Annotated in this window: 17 protein-coding genes; 9 read left to right on the forward strand and 8 right to left on the reverse strand. The window is 71.6% G+C overall.

Annotated elements, in window-relative coordinates; genetic code table 11:
- Positions 1-79 precede the first annotated feature (79 nt).
- Positions 80-2,170 carry a PilZ domain-containing protein gene (locus IPK24_04925; GenBank protein MBK8074914.1) on the reverse strand — a complete coding sequence of 697 codons (2,091 nt, stop codon included), beginning with the start codon at positions 2,168-2,170 and terminating at the stop codon, positions 80-82.
- A gap of 249 nt (positions 2,171-2,419) precedes the next feature.
- Between IPK24_04925 and IPK24_04930 the strand changes: the two genes are divergently transcribed.
- The 4 genes from IPK24_04930 to IPK24_04945 all read left to right on the forward strand — a co-directional run bounded on the left by IPK24_04930 (position 2,420) and on the right by IPK24_04945 (position 9,417).
- Positions 2,420-3,106, forward strand: a complete 687-nt coding sequence (locus IPK24_04930; protein ID MBK8074915.1) for a Crp/Fnr family transcriptional regulator — start codon at positions 2,420-2,422, stop codon at positions 3,104-3,106.
- 168 nt (positions 3,107-3,274) lie between these two features.
- A complete protein-coding gene (locus IPK24_04935; protein ID MBK8074916.1) occupies positions 3,275-3,832 on the forward strand; it encodes a hypothetical protein in 558 nt (185 codons plus the stop codon).
- Between the two features lie 31 nt (positions 3,833-3,863).
- Positions 3,864-8,780 carry an AAA family ATPase gene (locus tag IPK24_04940; protein ID MBK8074917.1) on the forward strand — a complete coding sequence of 1,639 codons (4,917 nt, stop codon included), beginning with the start codon at positions 3,864-3,866 and terminating at the stop codon, positions 8,778-8,780.
- A gap of 163 nt (positions 8,781-8,943) precedes the next feature.
- The gene (locus IPK24_04945; protein MBK8074918.1) at positions 8,944-9,417 is read left to right on the forward strand and encodes a hypothetical protein; all 474 of its coding nucleotides are present in this window, start codon (positions 8,944-8,946) and stop codon (positions 9,415-9,417) included.
- An 83-nt stretch (positions 9,418-9,500) separates the two neighbouring features.
- Here the strand turns inward: IPK24_04945 and IPK24_04950 are convergent, their stop codons facing one another.
- Positions 9,501-10,433 (reverse strand): PKD domain-containing protein, encoded by a 933-nt coding sequence (locus tag IPK24_04950; protein ID MBK8074919.1) that lies wholly within the window; start codon positions 10,431-10,433, stop codon positions 9,501-9,503.
- 285 nt (positions 10,434-10,718) lie between these two features.
- On the opposite strand from IPK24_04950, the gene IPK24_04955 reads away from it, so the two are divergent.
- Positions 10,719-11,414: a hypothetical protein gene (locus IPK24_04955; protein MBK8074920.1), complete on the forward strand. Its 696-nt coding sequence runs from the start codon at positions 10,719-10,721 to the stop codon at positions 11,412-11,414.
- Between the two features lie 16 nt (positions 11,415-11,430).
- On the opposite strand, the gene IPK24_04960 is transcribed toward IPK24_04955, so the two are convergent.
- Positions 11,431-14,043 (reverse strand): GcvT family protein, encoded by a 2,613-nt coding sequence (locus tag IPK24_04960; GenBank protein MBK8074921.1) that lies wholly within the window; start codon positions 14,041-14,043, stop codon positions 11,431-11,433.
- 167 nt (positions 14,044-14,210) lie between these two features.
- On the opposite strand from IPK24_04960, the gene IPK24_04965 reads away from it, so the two are divergent.
- Positions 14,211-14,858 (forward strand): nucleotidyltransferase family protein, encoded by a 648-nt coding sequence (locus IPK24_04965; protein ID MBK8074922.1) that lies wholly within the window; start codon positions 14,211-14,213, stop codon positions 14,856-14,858.
- Here the strand turns inward: IPK24_04965 and IPK24_04970 are convergent, their stop codons facing one another.
- Complete coding sequence (locus IPK24_04970; GenBank protein MBK8074923.1) at positions 14,859-15,578, reverse strand: hypothetical protein; 720 nt, start codon at positions 15,576-15,578, stop codon at positions 14,859-14,861. It lies immediately after the preceding gene.
- A 98-nt stretch (positions 15,579-15,676) separates the two neighbouring features.
- Here IPK24_04970 and IPK24_04975 point away from each other — a divergent pair, with 98 nt between their 5' ends.
- Entirely contained in the window at positions 15,677-16,090 is a 414-nt protein-coding gene (locus IPK24_04975; protein ID MBK8074924.1) for a molybdenum cofactor biosynthesis protein MoaE, read from the forward strand.
- A 28-nt stretch (positions 16,091-16,118) separates the two neighbouring features.
- Here IPK24_04975 and IPK24_04980 read toward each other — a convergent pair whose 3' ends face one another.
- From IPK24_04980 to moaA, 3 genes are all read right to left on the reverse strand, one after another.
- The gene (locus IPK24_04980) at positions 16,119-16,952 is read right to left on the reverse strand and encodes a PhzF family phenazine biosynthesis protein (protein ID MBK8074925.1); all 834 of its coding nucleotides are present in this window, start codon (positions 16,950-16,952) and stop codon (positions 16,119-16,121) included.
- A gap of 230 nt (positions 16,953-17,182) precedes the next feature.
- Entirely contained in the window at positions 17,183-17,458 is a 276-nt protein-coding gene (locus IPK24_04985; protein MBK8074926.1) for a MoaD/ThiS family protein, read from the reverse strand.
- A gap of 3 nt (positions 17,459-17,461) precedes the next feature.
- Complete coding sequence (moaA, locus tag IPK24_04990; protein ID MBK8074927.1) at positions 17,462-18,580, reverse strand: GTP 3',8-cyclase MoaA; 1,119 nt, start codon at positions 18,578-18,580, stop codon at positions 17,462-17,464.
- 231 nt (positions 18,581-18,811) lie between these two features.
- Here moaA and IPK24_04995 point away from each other — a divergent pair, with 231 nt between their 5' ends.
- A complete protein-coding gene (locus IPK24_04995; GenBank protein ID MBK8074928.1) occupies positions 18,812-20,209 on the forward strand; it encodes a beta-glucosidase in 1,398 nt (465 codons plus the stop codon).
- Here the strand turns inward: IPK24_04995 and xylB are convergent.
- Positions 20,194-21,624, reverse strand: a complete 1,431-nt coding sequence (xylB, locus tag IPK24_05000) for a xylulokinase (GenBank protein ID MBK8074929.1) — start codon at positions 21,622-21,624, stop codon at positions 20,194-20,196. The genes IPK24_04995 and xylB overlap by 16 nt on opposite strands.
- A gap of 96 nt (positions 21,625-21,720) precedes the next feature.
- On the opposite strand from xylB, the gene IPK24_05005 reads away from it, so the two are divergent.
- Positions 21,721-22,974: a patatin-like phospholipase family protein gene (locus tag IPK24_05005; GenBank protein ID MBK8074930.1), complete on the forward strand. Its 1,254-nt coding sequence runs from the start codon at positions 21,721-21,723 to the stop codon at positions 22,972-22,974.
- Positions 22,975-22,993 lie beyond the last annotated feature (19 nt).

Genomic DNA, 22,993 nt, shown 5'->3' on the forward strand with positions numbered 1-22,993 from the left:
GCCCTTCGTCGTGTGTGCCCGTCCCGCGGTATGGGTTCTGAGTGGGCACGGTCGCCTGATCACGGAGGATCGGGGCGGTTCAGGTTCGGGGCGCCTCGTAGCGGTTGAGGATCTGCTCGATCTGGCGGGTCACGGCCGGGGGGACCGGACCGAAGGCCAGGCCGATCTCGACCGTGCCCGATCCGGCGCCAGCCAGGTTGGCCACCCGGGCGGAGGTCTCGAGGACCTCGCTGCCGAGCGTCAGGTGCACCATCACCTGATCGTCCTGCCGTAATCCGAAGGCGCTGTCCACCACGCAGCGCACGCCGCCCTCGCCGATGTTCATCAAGCGGGCGTCCTGGGTTCGATCGCCGCGGGTCAACGTCAACGGACCCGTGATCGGCACCCGGCGTCGCTGCCGGCGCTCGAGCTTCTCGGTCAGGCTCATCATCGACTCGACCCGCGTGATCGCCTCGGAGAGGCTGGCGTCCAGCCGGTCCACGACGGCGTGCTGCTCGGCGGCGACGCTGGACAGCACGGCTGTTGCCTCGTCCACGCTGCCGATGCCGTCGCCGATCTGGCCGATCGAACGCGCCATCTGCTCGGCCTGTTCCCGCAGTCGGCTGACCGTGGCCGTGATCTCGACCGTCGACCGGCCGGTGGTGTCCGCCAGACTCTTCACCTCGTTGGCCACGACGGTGAAGCCGCGGCCCGCGGTGCCGGCCCGGGCTGCCTCGATGGTGGCGTTCAGGGCGAGCAGCCGGGTCTGCTCGGCCACCCCGGCGATCACCTCCGCCATGCGGGTGACCTCGCCCAGTGACTCCCCGAGGGAGCCCACGATCAGGCGTGCCTCGGCCGCCCGCTCCACCACATGACGGGTCACCGCGTCGGTGGCGCCGACCCGGCTGTCGATGGTCTGGGCGGCACCTCGGACGGCGTCCACCTGCTCGATCACCGACTGCAGTTCCTGCCCGACGCCGTCCGCGGTCTGGTCGATGATCGTCTGGGCGCGGTCGCGCACCTCGCGTTCGGCAGCGGCCTGCGATTCCAGCCGCAACCGCAGTTCTTCCTCACGCGCCTGCTGGGACGCCGCGAGCTCGGCGGCCTGGTCGGCCAGCCGGACGCGGGTGATCGACACAGACCGGCCCAGGTCGCCGAGTTCGTCCCGTCCGGTCGGCAGCGGATGGTCGGTGCGGTCGTCGTCCGCGATCGCGGTCACGGCCCGCAACGCCGCACCGACATCGGACGTCGTGCGCCACCACACGCCGCCGGCGAACCAGGCGGCCACGACCAGCCCGGCCACGGTGAGCGACAGGGTGAGCGTGCGCTTGGCCGACAACGAGGCAGCACGGGTGTCGAGCAGGGCGGCCAGGGCATCACAGGCCGGGCCGATCGCCGCCCGAGCGGCCTGGGCCACCGCCGCCGGGGCGATCACCCCGCGCGAGAGATCGGCCGTGATCTGCGACGCCGCGTCGGTGGCCGCCGTGCCGAGGTGCGTGGTCGCCGTCGCGCGTGCGGGTAATTCGGCGTCGACGGTGTGCGCCAGGGCCGTCTCGACATCACTGATCAGGGAACCGCCCCCGGCCGACAGGGTCCCGGCCCGCACCGCTTGGGCGGCGATCCGGGCGTCGCTGCCGGTGTCCTCGGCGGGCGCGGCGGCGTCCGCCAGGGCTTGCAGCACCTTGGGGGTCTGCACGACCAGGGCGTCCATCACGTAGAAGGAGTCCAGGTCGGGGTCGAGGATCAGGTTCGAGGTGTTGCCCACCTCGGTCACCAGCGCGACCAGGGCGGTGACCAGCCCTTGCCGACCGGCGGGGGTGTTCGCCGCGGCCGCCGCCGTCCGGACGTCGGCCAGCTTGGCCTCCGGGACCAGTTCGGGGTGGGCCGCGACCGCGGTCTGCAGGGCGGTGAGGTCGACGGTGCCCTCGCCGGAGGCTGCGTCGGCCATGGCGATCAGGGCCGGGCGCAGGACGTCGACTCCCGCGCGCTCCTTGGTCGTGAAGGCGACCTGTCCGCCCATGGCGCTCGAGTAGGCCGCGGTGGCCCCGACACCGGGGACCAGCAGCACCAGCACGAGCACGACGAGGCGCAGGCTGGTACGCAGCCGCCCGGCGATACCCACCACCGGCCGCAGGACGAGCGGCGGCCGGCGCGCGCCGGAGCCCGCTGCGACCGTCTCGTGCTCGGACACCAAGCCCCCTCGGGGTGCGTCAACCGTCGACACATCCCTCGGATGGGCCAATGCTGATCTGCAACGACAGGGGCGGTCGTCACTCGACCGGCGCATCGCCGGGTGCACCTCGGCGTACTGCACCTCGAGGGTCCACCCGACACTCGTCGGCACGGACAATCCACATGAACCGCCCACTCACGGGTGGGCTGCGGCGAGGCGCGTGAGGATTCGCCGTCGAAGCGCCTCGCAGGTGTGATCCACTGGCCCATGCCCGCCGGAGCCCGTCCGACCACGGTGCTGCGACCACCGTCGTTTCTCGAGGTACTGCCCGAGCCAGGCCGTGATCGGGTGCTCGCAGCGTCCCGTCGCCGGGCATACGGCCCGGCCGAGATCCTGGTCCGCCAAGGTGACCCCGCCGGTTCGCTCTATCTGGTCGAGACCGGCTCGCTCGCCGTCCGGTTGACCACGCCCGTCGGCGACTCGGTGATGCTGTCGGTGATGGGTGCCGGTGACGTCTTCGGCGAGGTGGGTCTGCTCGTCGAACAGCAGGAGCGCACGGCGACCGTGCAGTCCTTCGGCTCTGCTGTCGCCCACATCCTGCAGCGCGACGATTTCGAGCGTCTGCGGGCGGCGCATGTCGAGGTCAACGACTTCCTGCTGGTGCTGCTCGCCCGGCGAACCGATCGGTTGAGCCGGCTGGTCGCCGAGGCCCACTACCTGCCGGTGGACAAGCGCGTGGCCCGCCGGCTGCTCGAGACCGGGCGGCACTTCTCGCAGGGAGTGCTCCCCGTGGTCGTTCCGCTGACCCAGGACGACGTCGCGCAGCTCGCCGGGACCACGCGCCCCACCACCAACCAGGTCCTCAAGGGGTTCGAGGCGGACGGCGTCGTCCGGCTGGCCCGGGGGCGAGTCGAGATCCTCGACGTGGCCGGACTGCGCGAGAGGTGCCGATGACGGACGCGAGCACGGCCACGGAATCCGGCGATGTGTCAGCGGGCTGACAGACCGGTCAGGACCTCACCGGGAACGCTGTGGCCACGGTCCGCTCCCGGCGTAGCGGTGCGAGGGGAATGTCGGGGCGGACCGCCCGATGCTCGCCTCGACACGGCCAGGAGGTCCCCGATGAACGCCCAGAATTCCCCACGCCCGTCCGATCCAGCGTCGATCCTGGGGGCGATCCACAAGGCCAAACAGGTCGTCAAGGCGGACGACAAGCGCCAGGCGCAACTGGACAAGTGGGTCGAGCCGGTCATGGGCTTCCTGGTGGGGCTCGTGCCGCCGTCCTTGGCCAGCTGGGCCATCAGCAAGGAGGTGGCCTCGCAGACGACCGTTGCCGGGGTCTTCATGGCCACGCTCGCGTTGTCCGCGGCCTTCGCGGGGGTCGTCATCATCCTTCGACGACAGGCGGAGGGTTCGATCACGGGTGAGGGGGCCTGGGGCCTGGCGGTCTTGGCTTTCGTGGCGAGTACGGTCCTCGCCTCGTACACCGGCCACGGTGCGCTCGCGGCCGACCCGACCACACCGATAGCCGGGTCCCGGGGGTTCTTCTTCGTCCTCGAGGTGCTCTGGCTCGGTATCAAGACCTTCGGGATCGTGGGGGTGCTGATGGCCGCCCTGTCCGGGGCCTGGTTCGGGTGGCGCTTCGAGCGAATCCTCGCGGTGTTCCGCACGACCGCCTGATCGATCAGCCGAAACCCGTTGGGGGAAACCGATGCCCACCCGCACCTTCCTCTTCGTCGACCAGGTGCGCTCCACCGAACAGCTCACCCGGTTGGGCGACGCAGCGGCGCACGAACTGCGCCGTGCCCTGTTCGACCTGCTCCGGCAGGCCACCGAGGTGGCCGGTGGGCAGGAGGTGGACTTCACCGGCGACGGGTTGTTCTGCGCCTTCGAGGGTGCCGCCGAAGCGGTCGACGCCGCCGTGACGATGCAGCAACTGGCCTGGTCGTTCAACGGTCGGCGCGGCGCCGAGTCACAGCTCGCGATCCGGATCGGGGTCAACACCGGAGAGCCGCTGGAGAGCGAGGGGGGCGGCTACTTCGGTGTCGCCGTGGTCATCGCCGCGCGGCTGTGCGCGATCGCCGAGGAGGGCCAGATCCTCGCCTCCGATGTGGTGCGGGCTCTGGTGGAACCCCGCGGTGTGTACGAGTTCGCGCCGCTGGGACGTCTGGACCTGAAGGGTGTCCCGGAGGCTGTCTCGACGACGATCATCCGCTGGGCACCCGACGAGGCCCGCCGGCGTTTGCCGCCGGCCCTGGACGTGACCACGGCAGCTCCCTTCGTCGGGCGATCGGAGGAGCTCGCCGCGGTCGACCACGCCTGGCAGACGGTGCGAGGCGGTGCGCGACGGTTGGTCCTGGTCAGTGGTGAGGCGGGGATCGGGGTGAGCCGGTTCCTCGCCGAGGCGGCGGGACGGGCCGGGGCAGACGGTGCCGCGATCTGGTTCGGCCAGGGCGACGGCGTCGGTCAGCAGCTCGGCGCGTGGGCCGAGGCGTTCGGCGGCTGGGCGGCGGGAATGCCGCGTGCCGAGCTGCGTCTCGCCTTGGGTGACAAGGGATCCGAGCTGGCGCGTCTCGTTCCGGAGCTCACCACGTGGCTTCCCCGGCTGACACCGCCGACCCGGGTGGAGGGAGCGGCCGGGACGTTCCTGGCCGCTGGTGCCCTGGACGAGGTGATCGTCCGCTGGTCGGCCCAGGAGCCGATGGTCGTCGTCCTGGATCGTCTGGAGGAGGCCGACGCCGACACCCTGGCGGTCATCCGGCGGGTGTGCGAGTCGGTCCGCGACGCCCGGCTGCTCGTGCTGGCCGGGTACGAGCCCTCGGCGGTGGGCACCCCTCGGGTGCTGGCCGCGCTGCAGGGAGTGCGGGACCTGGTTGACGTGCACCTGCACGGGCTCGACGAGCAGGAGATCGCCCAGTTGGTCGCGGGGGCCACCGGCGAACCGGCTGCGGACCAGCAGCTACGGGCGATCGCCCGGGAGAGTGAGGGCAGCCCCTACTTCGTGCTGCAGATGGCCTCCGCGTTGCGGCGACGGGGGATCACGACCCGGGTGGAGGAGGCGATCCACCGCGCGGACGGGTTGCGCGCCGACCTGCGGCTGCAGCGCGAGGAGATCACCCTCGGATTGCGTCAGCTCGAGCAACTGCGCGAGCCCTCCCCGACGGGCTCGCAGTCGGTGGAGCCGGATGGCACTCCCCCCGCCGACGTCCCGTGTCCCTACAAGGGTCTGGTGCCCTTCCAGCCCGAGGACGCCGAGGACTTCTGCGGCCGTGAGCTGCTCGTCGCCGAGCTCGTCGCCCGGGTGGCCTCGAACCGCTTCGTGGCCGTGGTCGGGCCGTCGGGCTCGGGGAAGTCCTCGGTCGTGCGCGCTGGCCTGGTACCGGCCTTGGCCCGGGATGCGTTGCCGGGCAGCGTGTCCTGGGTTCCGGTGGTCATCATGCCGGGCGTGGATCCGCGGGATGCCGTCGACACCGCTCTCGCCTCGATCCCCGACGGTGCCCGGGCGGTGCTGGTGGTGGATCAGGCCGAGCAGCTGTGGACGCTCGCTACCGAGGACGATCGGCGGCGGGTGCTCGATCGGCTGGTGGCGCTGGCGGCCGACGAGGTGGGGACGATCGTGGTCGTCGTCCTGCGCGCCGATCACTATGGGCGCGCGGCCGACCATGAGGCGTTCGCCGGCTTGGTCGCCGACTCGCAGGTGCTGGTCGGGCCGATGACGTCGAGTGAACTGCGCAGTGCCGTCGAGCGTCCCGCCGCGGCCGCCGGGCTGGTCCTGGAACCCGGTCTGGTCCAGGCGATCGTGGACGACAGCAGTGGCCAGCCGGGGGTGCTGCCGCTGGTCTCGACCGCGCTGCTCGAGACCTGGCAACGCCGGCGTGGCCGGTCGCTCACCCTGGCCGGGCATGCCGAGGCGGGCGGGGTTCGCGGCGCGATCGCCCATCTGGCCGACTCGGCGTACGGCGATCTGGACCCGCCACGGCGCGAGGCAGCCCGTCGGGTGTTGCTCCGGATGGCCTCGCCCGGGGCGGGCGGGGATGACGTCGCCCGACCGTTGCCGTTGACCGAGCTCGCGGGGGACGACGAAGCGCGCTCGGCGCTGGACCACCTGACGGCCCGCCGGCTGGTGACCGTCTCGGCCACGACCGCCCAGGTGGCGCACGAGGCGCTGCTGCGGGAGTGGCCACGGTTGCGCGGCTGGTTGGAGGCAGATCGCGAGACGCGGCTGCGGCATCACCAGATCGCATCGGCCGCAACGGAATGGGAGGCTTCGGGCCACGACTCTGCAGCCCTGCTGCGGGGGTCGCGGCTGGCGGTTGCCCTGGACCTGGTGGCTGCGCAGCCGGACCGGCTCAACGCGATCGAGCACGCGCTGGTCGCCGCCTCCGACAGCGCGCGCACCGACGAGCTCGGGCGTGCGCGTCGCACCACGCGGCGGTTCCAGCTGTTGGCCGCGGGCCTGGTGGTGCTCCTGGTCGGTGCGCTCGCGGCGTCCGGCTTCGCCCTGGTCCAACGTCGGCAGGCCACCCTGCGAGCCGAGCAGGCCGACGCTCGCGGCCTGGCCGCGCAGGCGCTCGCCCACGCGTCGACCACGGTGGACCGGGCGTTGGTGTTGGGGGTCGAGGGCCATCGACGTGATCAGTCGGTGGACACCGAGGGGGGTCTGCTCGCGGCGTTGAACGGCGCTCGCTACCTGACGGCCTACCGGCCGACGCTGGCCGGGCTGATCGACACGGCCGTGTCGGACGACGGTCGGACGGTGTGGACGATCGACACCGAGGGGGTGATCCGGCGGGTCGACAGCCTCACCTGGACCAAGAGCGCGCCGCTGCTGACCGCCTCGGCCCCGCCGCGCTATCTGGCCGCGAGTGCGGACGGCGCTCGCCTGCTCTATGCCGACGAGGACGGCTCGCACGTGGTGGACACGCGAACCGGGCGTCAGCGGGGGCCGACCATCGGCCGCAGCCCGGTGACGGCGGGATCGATCAGTCCCGACGGCACCACAGTGCTGGCGCACGACCGGTCGACCCGACAGGCGCTGGTGGTCGACGCCGCCACCGGCCGGCAGCGGGCCGCCATCCGGATCGGCGCCGGGATCACCACGGTGGGTGCGCTGCGGCCCGGTCACGACGAGGTCGTGGTGGCCACGTGGAGCAGCCAGTCGCTGATCCGCCGGTACGACCTGGACGGCACGCCGCTCGGTCCCGAACGTGATCTCGACCTCGGGCCGATCGACGCGGTCTCGGCGAGCCCGGACGGTAAGCAGTACGTGATCGTGTCCGCGAACCGGGTGCTGCTCGTCGATGCCGAGACGTTCGAACCGGTGGGCCAGCCGGCGGTGCTACGCGGTGGGCGCACCAACGACCATGCCTTCAGCCCGGACGGCGCGGTGCTCGCGGTCACCGGGGACGACGGGTCGGTAACGGTGATCGACCGTGCCGACTCCTCGATCGTGACCACGATCAACGGTCTCGAGGGCGCGTCCTGGCCGGAGTTCCTGAGCTCGCGCCGCCTGCTGGCTGTCACCGACAACCAGGCCGCCGAGTACGACCTCGATCGGCCGGTGGCGATCGCCGACGCCGTGCGGGACAGCGCCTTCGTGGCGTCGTCGGCGTTGCGCCGGTCCACCGGGCAGGCGCAGGACCAGGTGCTGGTGTCGGGAGAAACGGGGCTGGCTCTGATCGGCGCCGACCTGCAACGGACCACCGTGCCGATGGAGTCGATGAACGGCTGGTTCCGGGACGCGGTCGCGGTGGCCCCGGGGGGCAAGCTCGCCGCCGTCCACCGGTACTTCCTGGACCAGGACCACATGGCGGCCGAGGCGGCCGTCGACCTCATCGATCTGCCCTCGGGGCGCGTCCGGGGAACGGTGCCACTGAACGGACGGATCGAGGAGCACCGGTTCAACCCCCGCCTGTTGTTCTCCCCCGACGGCTCTCGGGTGGCGGTCGGGATGCGCAGCGGGGCGGTGGCCCTGCTGGATGCCGACCGCTACCGGGTGGTGCTGCCACCGACCGATGTCGATTCGATGCATCACGTCATCGTGGGGCTCTGGTGGGCGCCCGATGGAACGGCACTGCTGGCCGGCGGGCAGGACGGCATCCTGTACGAGCTCGATCCGGCCACCGGCCGGCCTCGGCGGCAGGTGGAGCTGGCCGCCGGGGGCGGGATCAGCGGGATCGCTCCGGTGCCGGACAGCACTCTGCTCGCGGTGTCGACCGAGGCGGGGCAGGTGTTCGTGGTGGACTTCTCGACCATGACGCTGTCGGGTCAGCCCCTGAGTGCCGGCGCCACCCAGTTGCAGGCGGTCGCGGTGTCCCCGGATGGACAGCGGATCGCCGCCTCCAGCCGGGACGGCGCGATCCGGATCTGGGAACGGACCACCGGTCGTGCCGTGGGCCCCGCACTCGGGGCGCACAGCGAGGGCTCCGAGCTGATGTTCGCCTCCGACGGCCGGTTGATCAGCGTGGGGTACGAGGGAACGATGCTCGTCTGGCGTCTCGACGCGACGTCCCTCGAGCAGCGCGCGTGCGAACTCGCCGGGCGCAACCTCACGCAGGACGAGTGGCGGCGCTTTCTGCCGGACCGTGACTACCGCGTCAGCTGCCCCGGCCACCCGTCGGGCACCTGACCGCGCCCGCCGGCGGCAGAGGCCACCGGATGCCTCTGCTCGAGCCCGCGGGTTGCCGCCCGCGGTCGGTCTGGTGTGGGGATGTGTCACGCAGCCGACAGACGGCAGGTTGCCGATCGCTGAACCTGGTCTGGTCCGCGACGTCCGATCTCAGGAGGAACCCATGACCGATCAACCCATCTCGTGCATCGACCCCGCATTCCGCCGCGCCCGTTCCGGACGGTCGAGGTCACGCCTCGGGTCGATGGTTGCCCTCGTCGTCGCTGCCTCGGCGCTGTTCTCGGCTGCCCCGGCACGCGCCGCCGTCATCGACATCGACGCCGTCACCACGGTGACCAAAGGCGGCGGTCTGACCGGGAACGTCTACTGGCGCAACCTGAACGACGGTTTCGCGCAGCTGACCGTGCACAACGACATTACCGACCGCTACTGCGTCGTCGTCGAGGACCGGGTCAAGCGCAACGGGGTCTGGGGTCCCTGGCGCCACGGTAGCTACTGCTTCTACGCCACGTACGCGATCAATCTGCCGTCCTACAACACGGGCCGGCGGATCGACAGCTGGCAGTTCCGCAGCCATTCGGCCAACCGCGGGCCGGACGACTGGGACACGGACACCAACGCACCCGGGGGCGCCTGACCTGCGGTGACCTGACAGCAGCGCCGGCCGGCGGGTCCAGCCGGCCGGCGCTGCCGGTCAGGGGGCTCGGTGCCGGCGACCGATCAGCGTGGGCTGATGGTCACCGAGTTCGAGAACACCGTGGCCGTGTCCTTGGTCGCACTCAGCGTGTAGGTGTACCGCGTGCCGCTGCGTGCCGTGGTGTCGGTGAAGCGGGATTGGGTGAGCGCCAGTGGCCAGGTCACCTGCACCGAGCGGCGTCCGACCGTGTGGACCCGGTTGAGCTGGAGCCCGGTCGCGGACGACCGCGGATTGGTCCAGGTCAGCACGACCTGCCCGCGCCGGGGTGAGGTGGCTCGCAGGTTCTGTGCCACGGCCAGTGGGGGCTCGGTGACCGTGATCAGCACCTGGGCGTAGCCGATCTCGGCGATGCCGTCGGCGGCCAGGCGCTCGGCCCGCAGGGTGACCGTGTACACGCCGGGCCGCTCGAAGGTGTGACTCGCGCTGGTGCCGAAGACCCAGTTCGCGTCACCGAAGGTCCAGCGCGCGCTCGAACCGGCGGGGGCGGTGGCGGTCACGTCGACCGTCAGCGGGTAGGCGCCGGTGGTGACGTTCGCGGTCACCGAGACCGGGACGACGCGGAACGGGGGGATCGGCAGCGTGAACGGCGCCGAGTCGGCGGGGCCCGACACCTCGCCGTACTGGTTCACCGAACGAATCCGGTACGTGACCGTGCCGGCGAGCGGGTAGTCGTAGTCGAGGAACGATGTGGCGAAGTTCGACGCCGTGCCGACCTGGCCGAACCCGCCGTTGTTCGACGACCGTTCCACGATGAAGGACGTGACGTCGGGTTCGGCCGGGTGCGGACCCCACAGCACGAGCAGGCTGCCATTGTTCTCGGCCAGCACCGATACGCCGGTGGGTGCGTTCGGGGCGACCGCCTGAGCGGCCGGTGCCACGAGCGCGGCCGCGCCGAGCAACAGCACGGCGAACAGCCCCACCAGGCGGGCGAACAGCTTCGGACGGGGAACGGGCATGGCAGAGCCTCCGGATATCGTGGACTGAGCGCATCTATCTGATGCATCAGCATGTGACCTTGTCAACCGGGTCGACGGCCGGAGCGGCGAGGGGTCGGCCGGGTGGTGACGGGCGGTTGGCCCCTTCACCCGATCCCGCCCCTACCTGCTGCCGTGATCGAATCGGTGTTCGGGCCTGTTCAGCCGCCGCGCTCATCTGCCGAGGCCTACCTCGTCATCGAGACGGTCATTCGACATCGGGGAGTTCACGAGTGCGGTACGGCGCGACGGGGCGGGTGCAGGACTGTGCGTGACGATCTGGCCGCCGCGGCGCCGTTGGTGGCTGCGGCGCTCGGCACCGCCCTCAGTCTGATCGGCACCGGGTGCTACCTGCGTGACGTCCGTCGGGGAACCACCACGCCGCATCGCGGCAGCTGGCTGGTGTGGGCAGTGATCGCCGTGATGGCGGCGGCCTCGCACGCCGCGGACGGTGGCCGCTGGGGTGTGGTGGCCCTGATCGGACAGGCGGTCGCCACGTTGGCCGTGCTCGTCCTGGCCGTGCCGCGCGGCGTGGGCGGGATCACGGCGGGCAACGCGGCCATGTTGGCGGTGGCGTTGGTCGGCGTCCTGGGTTGGGTGACGCTCGACGATCCGACGGCGGCTGCGGCATGTGCGGCCATCGCGGACGGCGCCGGGCTGGTCGCCATCGTGCCCAAGATCTGGGCGGATCCCCACTCCGAGACCGCCGCGACCTATGCCCTGGCCGGTGTCACCGGCCTGCTCACGATCCTCGCCGTGGGTCGGGGAGGCCCCGCATTGCTGCTGTTCCCGGTCTACTTCTGCCTGGCCAACACCGCGACCGCGCAGCTGATCGTGCTGCGGCGTCGCGCGGTCGTGCCGTCTCGTGGCGCGGCGCCGGTCGCGGTCGGTGACAGGTCGGTCGCCGCCCGGCTGCCGCAGCAACGCGTCGCCTCGCCCGAGCTGTTCCTGGCACCCGACTGACCCCGACGGGCCGAGGTCAGTTGCGCACGCGCGATGAGGTCGGGTCGTACAGCGGCCGCAGCGAGATCGTCGCCGGGTGGCACCTGCCGGCGATGTCGACGTGCCAGGTGCCCTCGGCCAGCCAGTCCGAGGTCACCGGGACGCCGTCCGGCGAGCTGACCATCGCCAGGCCGACGGCGCCGCCCACGGTGTGCCCGTACGAGGCGGCGCGCAGGTAGCCGACCTCGATTCCGTTGCGCAGCAACACCTCTGCGTGGTACATCAACGCTTCAGGGTCGCGCAGCAACACCTGTACCAGGCGGGACGACGGGACGCCGGCCGCCTTCTGTGCCTCGACCGCCGCCCGCCCCACGAAGTCGCGGGCCGTGCCGTCCGGCCGGGTGAGGGCGACGGCGAAGCCGAGTCCGGCCTCGACCACGGTGTCGGTGTTGTCGATGTCGTGCCCGTAGTCGCGGTACCCCTTTTCGAGGCGAAGGCTCGACAGCGCCTTCAACCCGGTGTGGCGCAATCCGAAACCCGCTCCCGCCGAAACGATTCGGTCGTACACGTCGACGGCGTGCTCGGACGGGATGTACAGCTCGTAGCCCAGCTCGCCCAGGTAGGTGATCCGCAGGCACAACACGCGGGCGTAGCCGAGGTCGATGAAACCTGCTGCGCGGAAGGCGAAGGCCTCGTTCGACAGGTCGGTCGAGGTCAGGCCTGCCAGCAGGTCGCGGGATCGGGGCCCCTGCACATTGAGCTGCGCCCACCCCGAGGTCACGTCGGTGAGGGTGGCGTGGGCGTCGGCGAAGCGTCCGAAGCCCAGTGCACGGCGCATCATCGTCTCGACATGCCGGTGGGCGGTGTCGGAGGCGACGACCCAGAAGCGCTCGTCGTCGAGCTTGGTGACGGTCAGGTCGGCCTGCAGGTGGCCCGCGGCGTCCAGCCACTGGGTGTAGGTCACCCGGCCCTGCCCGGTCGGCAGGTTCGTGAGCGGCACGTCCACGTGGCCGGCGGACAGGTGGTCCAGGACGGCGCCGGCATCGCGGCCCTGCACCAGGAACTTCGCCATGAAACTCATGTCCATCAGGCCGACACCGTCACGCACCGCGTGATGTTCGGCGGCCCAGTTCGCGAACCAGGCCGGCCGCCCGAAGGTGAGCGGTCCGGCGTCCGGTGTGGTCCCGGACGCCGCGGCGACCGGGTCGTACCAGTCGGCGCCCTCCCAGCCCGAGACGTCGCGGAACGACGCCCCGGCCGCGGCCAGCCGATCGTGCACGGGGGAGCGCTTGGCACCGCGGGCCGTGGCCTTGTCGCGGTTGGGGTAGTGACAGGCGTACACCAGGCCGAGGCTCTCGGCGGTGCGGTCACGCCGGTAGGACGGGGTGGTCTGGAACGGTTGCAGCCGGGCGACATCCATCGCCGTGATGTCGACGTCCGGCTCGCCGGCGATCACCCAGTGCGCCATCGCCCGGCCGATCCCGCCGCCGGTGAGGATGCCGATCGAGTTCAAACCCGCTGCCACGTAATAGTTCGCAACCTCGGGCACCTCGCCGAACAAGGGTGACAGGTCGGGTGTGAACGACTCCGGGCCGCAGAAGAAGGTACGGATCCCGGCGTCCAGGGTGGCGGGGACCCGGCTCATCGCGGCCTCGACGTAGGGACCCATCCGGTCCCAGTCGGGTGTGATCTGACCGAACGAGAAGTCCTGCGGCACAGCGGGAACCGACCACGGGGCGGCCACACCCTCGAACAGGCCGACCATCAGGCCGCCGGTCTCCTCGCGGATGTAGCCGTAGGTCGAGGGGTCTTCGAGCACCGGTAGCCCGGGGTGCACGCCGTCGATGTCCTCGGTGATCAGGTAGTAGTGCTCGGCGGCCTGCAGCGGCAAGGCGATGCCATTGGCCTCGGCCAACTGCCTGGCCCACATTCCGGCGCAGTTGATCACCACCTCGCACTCGATGTCGCCCGCGCTGGTGCGCACCCCCCGCACTCGGGCTCGCGGCGTCCCCGGGTGCTCGATGATCACCGAGCTGACGCTGACGCCCTCGATGAGTCGGGCACCGCGCTGGCGCGCCCCCTTGGCCAGGGCCATCGTCACATCGACCGGGTTGGCCCGGCCGTCCTGTTCGACATAGAACCCGGCGAGCAGATCGTCGGTGCGTGCCAACGGCCACAGCTCGGCCACCTCGGCGGGCGTGATCTCGTGGACGTCGACCCCGACGTGCCGGTTGAAGGTCGAGACCCGGCGGTACTCCTCGAGCCGGCCCGGGTCGCCCGCCACCTCGATGAAGCCGACCGGGGCGAAGCCGGTGGACTGACCGGTCTCGGCCTCGAGGCGCGAGTACAGGTCGCGGGTGTACTGCCGCAGCCGGGTCGAGGTGTGTGACGTCGACCCGAAGGTGACCATCAACCCCGCGGCGTGCCACGTCGTCCCCGAGGTGAGCCGGTCCCGCTCGAGCAGGACGACGTCGTCGGCCCACCCCTCGGCGGCCAGGTGATAGGCGACCGAGGTGCCGATCACCCCGCCCCCGATCACGACCACCCGGGCCCGGGCGGGCAGTGGTGAGACGGTGGGTTCTGGCGGCGTCGGCAGGCTCACGCAGGAGAATCTACGGCGTCCCCGCGTCGATGAGAGCAGTGACGCCATCGAGGCCGAGTGCTGCCTGTCTCGTTTGGTCGAGTGACGCAGGGTGCACGGTGGTGGATCAGTCGATCCAGCACGACAGGGCACCTCGCTCCGCCCGGCACCCGCGGCGATCAACTCGCCGGATCATCCCCGTGTCGGTGGCGACCGCGGTCGTTCAGAATGGGCTCATGACCGAGCCCGCAGCCGCACCTGCGGCTCTCCGCCCACCTCGGGGCGAACGTGCCGTGGGGCTCGTCCTGGCGGCGGGCGCCGGTCGGCGCATGGGGGGTCCCAAGGCCTTGGTGATGGACCCCGAAGGCCAGCCCTGGGTGGTCCGTGCGGCACGGACCCTCTGCGAGGGGGGGTGTGCCGGCCTGGTCGTCGTGGTCGGCGCCGAGGCCGATCGCGTGGCGACGGTCGTGAACCGCGCCTTCGACCGTGACGTGACCACGGTCTATGCCGCGGGCTGGGATCGCGGGATGGGTGCGTCGCTACGAACCGGGTTGGACGCCGTCCGCCGACTGTTCCCCGAGGCCCCGGCGGTGCTGGTCGGGCTGGTCGACACCCCGGGGGTGAACGCCGCGGTCGTCCGGCGAGTGCTCGGCGCCGCCTCGATCTCGCCGTCCAGTCTGGCGCGGGCGCAGTATCACGGCGCACCGGGGCATCCGGTGCTGCTCGGCCGCGAGCACTGGGCGGGCATCGAGGGTGCCGCGGACGGCGATGTGGGCGCGCGGTCCTACCTGGCCGATCGCCTCCGGGCCGCCGACGGCGCACTCGCCCTGATCGAGTGCGGCGATCTGGCGGACGGCGCCGACATCGACCACCCACCGGCCTGATCAGCGGAAGAAGCAGGTCTCACCGGCGTAGATCAGCGTGACCTTGCTGGTGCTCTTGGTGCCGTCGAGCATGCCGGAGACGCCGGTCTCGCTGAAGAACTCCGGGCCGAGGGTGTCGGCGCTGACCTTGGCGTCGGCCTCCCGTTGCTTCACCTGGGCCAGGGTCGAGCCGACCCCGAGCCCGTTCGCCGTGGTCAGCTTGCGTCGGGTCTTGCCTCGATCCGACCAGCCGACGAAGCGGGTGCCGTCGTACAACGCCGAGAAGTTGTCGCGGGTGGACGCCATTCGCGGGCCTTGGCCGCACTCGGGCAACGTGTCGCGGATCGGCTTGCCCAGCGCGAGGGTGATGGCCCGATCGACCTGGGCGGCGGTGGCGGTGCCGAACAGCAGCGTGCTCGCCGTGGCGCCGTCCGCGGTGAGCAGGGCGAGTCCGTCGGGGCGCAGCGACAGCACCGGTGCAGCGGCCGGGGCGGTCATCGTCGCCGGGGGCAGCGCGCTGGCCTCGATGGTCGATGACGCGTCGGGGCTCGACGTCGAGGCCTCGGCCGTGGAGGCCGGGGTGGGTGGGCTGGTGAGCGCCGAGGCTGTCGGCGATGCCGCAGCTACCGATGTCGTGCCCGGGGACGTGTCGGGCGCTGAGCTGGTCGAGGACGCGCACCCGGCGGCGGCGCACGACATGATCACGATGAGGGACCCCATGGTCACCGGGCGTCGACGCATGGGCCGATGGTAGGGGCTCGCGGTGCGGATGGCAGTGTCCGTCGTACTCTGACCCGGTGACCCTCGATTCCTCTCGGATCCACCCGCCGCAGCGCCGGGTGGTGCTGGCCGAGATCAGCGATTGCCCGCTGGACGTGCGGGCGCACGAGGCGGCCGTGACCGACGTCCGAGCCGGGGCGATCGTCACCTTCAGCGGTGAGGTGCGTGACCACGACGGCGGGCGTGCCGTGGTGGGTATCGAGTACGAGGGGCACCCGAACTCGGCGGCCGTCTTGGCCGAGATCCTGGCCGACGTGGTGCCGCAGACCGAGGTGGAGGCGGTGGCGGTGACCCACCGCATCGGCGAGTTGGCCGTGGGCGAGAAGGCGATCGTGGTCGCGGTGAGTGCGGCCCATCGTCACGAGGCGTTCGTTGCCTGCTCGCGCATCGTCGACGAGGTCAAGCACCGACTGCCGATCTGGAAGCGTCAGCAGTTCGCCGATGGCACCGAGGAATGGGTCGCCTGCCCCTGATGCAGGCCATGCGGCCTCGCGGCGGCGGCTAGAGCTCGACCGAACCGCTGATACAGGTGACCGTTCCGCCACCGACCCAGATGGTGCCGTCGTCGTCCTGAGTGATCACCGCGCGACCGCGTCGGCCGACAGCCGCTCCCTGCGAGGCGATGTAGGGCGCCTTCGCCCTGCCTTCGCCGATGAACCATTGCGCCAGTGAGGCATTGAGGCTTCCGGTGACCGGGTCCTCGATGGCGACGCCGTCCTTGGGGAAGAACGCCCGCACCTCGTAGAGGGTCTCGGAGCCCTCGGGGTGGAAGGCGACCACGCCGATGTCGAAGCTGATGGTCCGCGGTGCGAGCGCGAGCACGGCCTCGGGGTCCGCCAGTTCGACCGCCACCCAGCCGGGGCCGTTGTCGACCCATTGCGAGCTGCGGATGTCGCCCTTCTTGATGCCCAGCTCGCGGGCGATCCGGGTGAGGTCGGCGGAATCCACCGGGCCGGAACGCACCTGAGGGGGAGCGGCGAAGGCCAATCCGTCGAGGGTGCTACGCACCGGCACCAGCCCGGCGAGACACTCCTGGACCACGATGCCGTTGGTCGGCGGGCTGCCTGCACCCGCAGCGAGCCAGGCGTGGCACGTTCCCAATGTCGGGTGGCCGGCGAATGGCAGCTCCTGGACCGGGGTGAAGATGCGCACTGCGTAGTCGGCCTGCGGTGTGGAGGCAGGCAGCACGAAGGTGGTCTCGGACAGGTTCGTCCACCGTGCGAACGCTTGCATGGCCTCCGTCGACAGGCCTGTGCCGTCCAGCACCACGGCCACCGGGTTGCCCCGATATGGCTCGGCGGTGAACACATCGACCTGCATGAACGTGCGTCGCATGACATCGCAGTCTGCCAGAACCGGGCGAAACGGCCAGGGGCCGATCGGGTCACGGTGCGACGTACGGCCCCGAGCGATGGTCGCGGCGCAGCTCGGCGACACATCATGGTCAAAGACCCGGATCGGTCGCTATACGACGTTCATAGCGACCGATCCGGGTCTTTGGCGAGGCTGGGTGAGTTGGTGGACCTGGGTGAGTTGGTGGGCTGGGTGAGTTGGGCAGCGGGGTTTCAGCCGCCGGCGAAGGGGGGGAGTACGTCGACCTGGGCTCCGTCGCGCAGCGGTCGCTCGCGGGAGCCGGCCACCTCGTCGAGCAGGAACGAGCATGCTGTCAACACCCGGTCCAGGTCGGGCCCGTGTCGTTGCCCCAACACGCGTGCCAGGTCGGTGAGGGTCGGGATGCCCTGGGGCGCAGCCGAACTCGCGGCGCCGTCCAGCTCGATCTTCTCCTGATCGACGCCCGCGGCAGCCCGCGCCCCGGCGAAGTACCGCACGGTCACCTGCATGGTTCAGCCACCGATCGCACTCATGGGCCGGTCGGGCTGCAGGAACGACGGGTCGTCGATGTCGTGCCCGGCGAGCTTGCCCCACATGGCCGTTCGCCAGGCCTGGGCAACCTGCTCATCGTCCGCACCGTTTCGTAGCAGGGCACGCAGGTCGGTCTCGGTGCGTGAGAACAGGCAGGTGCGCACCTGGCCGTCGGCGGTGAGCCGGGTGCGGTCGCAGTCGCCGCAGAACGGGCGGGTCACCGAGGCCACGATGCCGACCCGGGCCTGATCCCCGGACGGCGTCCGCCCGGCCTCGCCGTCCACGATCCAGGTCTCGGCGGGGGCCGCTCCGCGGGCTGCCGCGCCGGTGGGCACCAACGTGAACTCGCGGCGCAACGCGTCGAGGATCTCGGCAGCGGTGATCATCTCGGTGCGTTCCCACGACCCCTGGGCATCCAGCGGCATCTGCTCGATGAACCGCAGTTCGTAGCCCTGGCCGACGGCCCAGCCGAGCAGCCCGGCGGCCTCGTCCTCGTTCACACCGCGCAACAGCACCGTGTTGACCTTGACCGGGGCCAGTCCGGCGTCGGCGGCGGCCTGCAGCCCGGCCAGCACGTCGTCCAGCCGATCCCGGTGCGCGATCCGGATGAATCGGGCTCGGTCCAGCGTGTCCAGACTGACGTTGATCCGGTGCAGGCCGGCGGCCACCAGCGCGTCGGCCCGCCGTTCCAGCCCCAGGCCGTTGGTGGTCAGCGCCGTCTGTGGCACCCCGCCCGAGGCGGTTCGCAGTGCGGTGGTGGCAGCGAGGATGCGCTCCAATCCCTTGCGCAGCAAGGGCTCTCCGCCGGTGAAACGTACTTCTTCGACGCCCAGTCGGGTGACGGCGACAGTGATCAGCCGGATCAGCTCGTCGTCGCTCAGCAGGCGCTCGTCGGCCATCCAATCGAGCCCCTCGGCCGGCATGCAATAGGTGCAGCGCAGATTGCACCGATCGGTGAGGCTCACCCGCAGGTCGGTGGCGATGCGGCCGAAGCCGTCGATCAAACGGGAGTCCTGCGGCCGGGCCGGGCGCTGACCCTGGGCGCCTCGGCCGCTCCGCGGGGCGGTGCCCAGCGGGGAGATGCTCAAAGGTCGGGTCATCGGGTCAGGGTAACTGTGCCCGGCGTCGGCGCAAGCGCTTGTAGCGTGTGCACGGTGAGCGACAGCACACCGAACCAGGCGGCCCCTGCGGCAGAGACGTCGAACGAGGCCGACGTACCGTCGTCCCCACCCTCGCAACCGGCCCCCGCGCCGGACGCCGAACCCACCTCGGACGCTGCGGCCGAACCGGACGGCGCCATCGCCGCCGAGCCCGAACCGGATGCGATCGATCTGTCCGGTTTGCCGCCGGGGTTCGTCTGGGGTGCGGCCACCTCGGCGTTCCAGATCGAAGGGGCGGCAGATCAACGCGGCCAGTCCATCTGGGACACCTTCTGTCACGAGCCCGGCCGGATCCGCGACGGCAGCGATGCCTCGGTGGCCTGCGACCACGTCCACCGCTACGCCGAGGACGTCGGCCTGCTGCGCACGCTCGGCGTGGACGCCTATCGGTTCTCCATCGCCTGGCCCCGGGTGCAGCCCACCGGCCAGGGGCCGCTGGACCCGAAGGGCCTGGCGTTCTACGACCGGCTGCTCGACGAACTGCTCGGCGCCGGGATCGACCCCTGGATCACGCTCTACCACTGGGATCTACCGCAGACGCTGCAGAACCTGGGCGGCTGGCCGGTGCGCGAGGTGGCCGACCGGTTCGCCGACTACGCGGTCGCGGTGCACGCCGCCCTCGGTGACCGGGTACGCAACTGGACGACGCTGAACGAGCCCTGGTGCTCGGCCTGGCTGGGTTACGCCTCGGGGCATCACGCACCCGGTGCGACGGACATCGGTCTGGCCGCCAAGGCCGCCCATCACCTGTTGTTGGCGCACGGCCAGGCCGTGATCGGCATGCGCGCTCAGGCGCCGGCCGACCACGCTCTCGGCATCGTGCTCAATCTGGGTTCGTATCGCGCCGCCGATTCGCTGCCTCCTCCGGAGGTGGAGCAGGTCCAGGCAGCCGTGACCGAACTCGACGGGGTGCACACGCGCTGGTGGCTCGACGCCCTGCTGCTGGGCACCTACCCCCAGGACACCTACACCGCGCTGGCCCCTCACCTGGACGGCGTGGTCGCCGACGGCGACCTGGACGTCATCTCCCAGCCCGTGGACTTCCTGGGCGTGAACTACTACAGCGATCAGCTGGTGCAACCGCGTGAGCGGGGCGGATCGGTTCCGGTGCCCGAGCTGACCGAGGCTGCCGCGGTCTCGCTGGTCGCCGGTGGCCCGGGTGCCACCACGATGGGCTGGCCGGTCACCCCGGACGGGCTGCGCGTGCTGTTGCGCCGGGTCAGTGAGAACTACCCGCCGATCCCGTTGGTCGTCACCGAGAACGGTTCGGCCTGGCACGACAGTCGGTCGGCATTGCAGGTGCGCGAGGGCACACCGCCGCCACCGATCCCCGACCCGCCGCGGGTCGCCTACCTGCGAGCCCACCTGGCGGCTCTGGCCGCCGCGGCCCAGCAGGGTGTCGACGTGCAGGGGTACTTCGCCTGGTCGTTGCTCGACAACTTCGAATGGGGCTACGGGTACACCCAACGCTTCGGGTTGGTCCGAGTCGACTTCGACACCGGTGACCGGCGCATCCGGTCGAGTTTCGAGACCTACCGGGCCTTGATCGCGGCTCAGCGCGCCGGCTGAACCGCCGTCATGTCGCGCACCTCGGCGTAGCGTTCGCGAACGGCGGGCGTCGGCGTCCCCTCGAAGGTCTGCGTGCCGGCGACCTGCCAGGACGGCGGGTCGCCTGCCTGACCTGCCGCAGTGGCCAGCACCCACGCGGCCTGGCGGGCAGCGCCGTCCGCGACGTACTCGCCGGGCGGCGGGACGACGACCGGGTGCCCCATCACGGACGGCGCGATCGCGCGTAACGCGGCCGAGCGAGCGCCTCCGCCGACCAACAACACCCGCTGAATCGTGGCGCCCTGGGCGCGTAGGGCGTCCAAGCCGTCGGCCAGTCCGCAGAGCAGGCCCTCCACGGCGGCGCGGGCGATGTGGGCCGGGGTGGCGGTCTCGAGACGCAGGCCGTGGATGGCTCCGGTGGCGTCCGGCCGGTTCGGGGTGCGTTCGCCCTCGAGGTAGGGCACCAGCACCAGCCCGCCCGAGCCGGGCGGCGCCTGCAGGGCCAGGTCGGACAGCGTGGCCAGGTCGACGCCGAGCAGGCGGGCGGTCGCGTCCAGGACGCGGGCGGCGTTCAGAGTGCAGACCAGGGGCAGGTAACGCCCGGTGGCGTCGGCGAAGCCGGCCACGGCGCCGCTGGGGTCGGCGGCGGGTACCGAGGCCACCGCCGAGACCACTCCGGAGGTGCCGATCGAGACGATCACGTCGCCCGGTTCGGCGCCGACGCCGAGAGCTGCCGCCATGTTGTCGCCGGTGCCGGGGCCGAGCAGGGCGCCGGTCGAGATCGGTTGGGCTGCAGAGGTTCCCGCGAGATCGGTGGGGCCGAGTACCCGAGGCAGGGTGGCATCGTGGCCGAGTGCGGCGGTGAGGATGTCGCGGCGGTAGGCCGACTTGGCGGGTGAGTAGTACCCGGTGCCGGAGGCATCGCCACGGTCGGTGGTCAACGCGTCCAGGCCGGTGGCACCGGCGAGCTTCCAGGTGAGCCAGTCGTGAGGCAGACAGACCCCGGCGACGCGCGCCGCGGCGTCCGGCTCGTGCTCGGCCACCCAGGCGAGCTTGGTCACGGTGAACGAGGCCACGGGCACCGAGCCCACACCGTCCGCCCAGGCTTGTGGGCCGCCGAGCTCGTCGGTGAGTCGGCGCGCCTGCGGGGCCGAGCGGGTGTCGTTCCAGAGCAGGGCGGGCCGGACGACGTCGCCGGCCTCGTCGAGGGTGACCATGCCGTGCTGCTGGGCGCCGACGGCGATGGCCGCCACGTCCTCCAGCCCGCCGGCCGCGGTGACGGCCTCGTGCAGTGCGCGCCACCAATGTGCGGGGTCGACTTCGGTGCCGTCGGGGTGGGACGCCCGGCCATCGCGCACCAGGGCGCCGGTCTCGGCGTCGCGGATCACGACCTTGCAGGACTGGGTCGAGGAGTCGATCCCTGCCACGAGTGCCATCTGGATCGCTCTCCTTCTCGACGTTGACTCACCGACGGGGGGAACGCTACCCGGGGCCACTGTCACAGCGGCGGGCGATCTCGGTAGCGTTTCGCCATGCCTGCCACCTCCGACCGGCCACCGGGTCGCCGTGCCCGTACCGGACGGTCCGCCCCTCGCTCGTCCGTGCGCCGCGGTGACACCGTCGGATTGGTGATTGCCGGAGCCGGTGCCCGGGGCGCCTACGAGATCGGTGCGCTCTCGGTGATCGTGCCGTGGCTGCGCTCTCGTGGCGAGCAACCCCGCATCATCGTGGGCACCAGCGCGGGGGCGATCAACGCCCTGCTGGTGGCCGCACTCGCCCATCACGACGACCCGCACGAGGCGATGCAGGCCTCCCTCGGCCTGTGGCGCGAGGCTGCCCGCACCGGGGTGTTCCGGCCGCTGCTGCTGACCGCTCCCGGGCTGGGCCTGCGCTATCTCGCCCGGCTGGCCGGCATCGGTGACGTGCCGGTGACCTCGGTGCTCGACCCGGCGCCGTTGCGCAAGACGTTGGCGGGCTTCACGTCCTGGCCGTCGCTGCACGACAACATCGGCTCGGGGTTGATCGAGTCGGTGGCCCTGATCGCGACCGCCACCGGGCGGCATCGCACCGAGGTGTTCGTCGAGTCCGCCGCTCGGCGTGCGCTGCCCGGCGACGACTCCGAGCGGCGCATCGCCTACCGGTCGGCGCGGCTGTCGGCCGAGCACGTGATGGCCTCGGCGGCGATTCCGGTGGCGTTCCCGCCGGTGCGGCTCTCGGACGACGAGGGTGGTGCCGGCGACTGGTACCTGGACGGCGGGGTGCGGCTCAACGCCCCGATCAAGCCGGCGCTCGACCTGGGTGCCGACCGGTTGGTGGTGATCGCCACGCACCCGCTGGCCACCGAGCCGGACCCGCCGCGGATCGACCCCCGCCAGCTCGACCTGTTCGGGGCGTTCGCTGCGGTCATCACCTCGACCCTGGTCGACCGGATGGTCGAGGACGTGCGGGCGCTCGATCGGGTCAACCGGTTGCTCGGCGCCGGAGCGGCCGGCACCGCCTACCGCCCGGTGCCGTACCTGTTCGTGGGCCCGGAGCGCAGCGGCACCATCCCCGAACTCGCCGAGGCGGCACTGCACGCCCACCGCGGGGTCGAGGTGTTGCGTAGCCCGGACATCGCGCTGCTGGACCGCCTCATCGGTGGAACCCATTCCACCCACGGCGAATTGCTGAGCTACCTGCTGTTCGAGCCGGCCTTCATCGACGCGCTGATCGATGCCGGACGCCGCGACGCCGAGGCCGTGGTGGCCGCACACGGCGACGACCCCTGGCGGCTCACCCGGAGGTGAGGGCCAGGGGCCGTCGTCG

This window comes from Kineosporiaceae bacterium (assembly GCA_016713225.1).
In the GTDB taxonomy this organism is placed as follows: domain Bacteria; phylum Actinomycetota; class Actinomycetes; order Actinomycetales; family Kineosporiaceae; genus JADJPO01.

What these genes read in the sequence shown, in the direction of transcription:
- IPK24_04930 (MBK8074915.1), top strand. Translation starts at nt 2,420, where the DNA reads ATGCCCGCCGGAGCCCGTCCGACCACGGTGCTGCGACCACCGTCGTTT.
- IPK24_04935 (MBK8074916.1), top strand. Translation starts at nt 3,275, where the DNA reads ATGAACGCCCAGAATTCCCCACGCCCGTCCGATCCAGCGTCGATCCTG.
- IPK24_04940 (MBK8074917.1), top strand. Translation starts at nt 3,864, where the DNA reads ATGCCCACCCGCACCTTCCTCTTCGTCGACCAGGTGCGCTCCACCGAA.
- IPK24_04945 (MBK8074918.1), top strand. Translation starts at nt 8,944, where the DNA reads ATGACCGATCAACCCATCTCGTGCATCGACCCCGCATTCCGCCGCGCC.
- IPK24_04950 (MBK8074919.1), bottom strand. Translation starts at nt 10,433, where the DNA reads ATGCCCGTTCCCCGTCCGAAGCTGTTCGCCCGCCTGGTGGGGCTGTTC.
- IPK24_04960 (MBK8074921.1), bottom strand. Translation starts at nt 14,043, where the DNA reads ATGGCGTCACTGCTCTCATCGACGCGGGGACGCCGTAGATTCTCCTGC.
- IPK24_04965 (MBK8074922.1), top strand. Translation starts at nt 14,211, where the DNA reads ATGACCGAGCCCGCAGCCGCACCTGCGGCTCTCCGCCCACCTCGGGGC.
- IPK24_04970 (MBK8074923.1), bottom strand. Translation starts at nt 15,578, where the DNA reads ATGCGTCGACGCCCGGTGACCATGGGGTCCCTCATCGTGATCATGTCG.
- IPK24_04980 (MBK8074925.1), bottom strand. Translation starts at nt 16,952, where the DNA reads ATGCGACGCACGTTCATGCAGGTCGATGTGTTCACCGCCGAGCCATAT.
- IPK24_04985 (MBK8074926.1), bottom strand. Translation starts at nt 17,458, where the DNA reads ATGCAGGTGACCGTGCGGTACTTCGCCGGGGCGCGGGCTGCCGCGGGC.
- moaA (MBK8074927.1), bottom strand. Translation starts at nt 18,580, where the DNA reads ATGACCCGACCTTTGAGCATCTCCCCGCTGGGCACCGCCCCGCGGAGC.
- xylB (MBK8074929.1), bottom strand. Translation starts at nt 21,624, where the DNA reads ATGGCACTCGTGGCAGGGATCGACTCCTCGACCCAGTCCTGCAAGGTC.
- IPK24_05005 (MBK8074930.1), top strand. Translation starts at nt 21,721, where the DNA reads ATGCCTGCCACCTCCGACCGGCCACCGGGTCGCCGTGCCCGTACCGGA.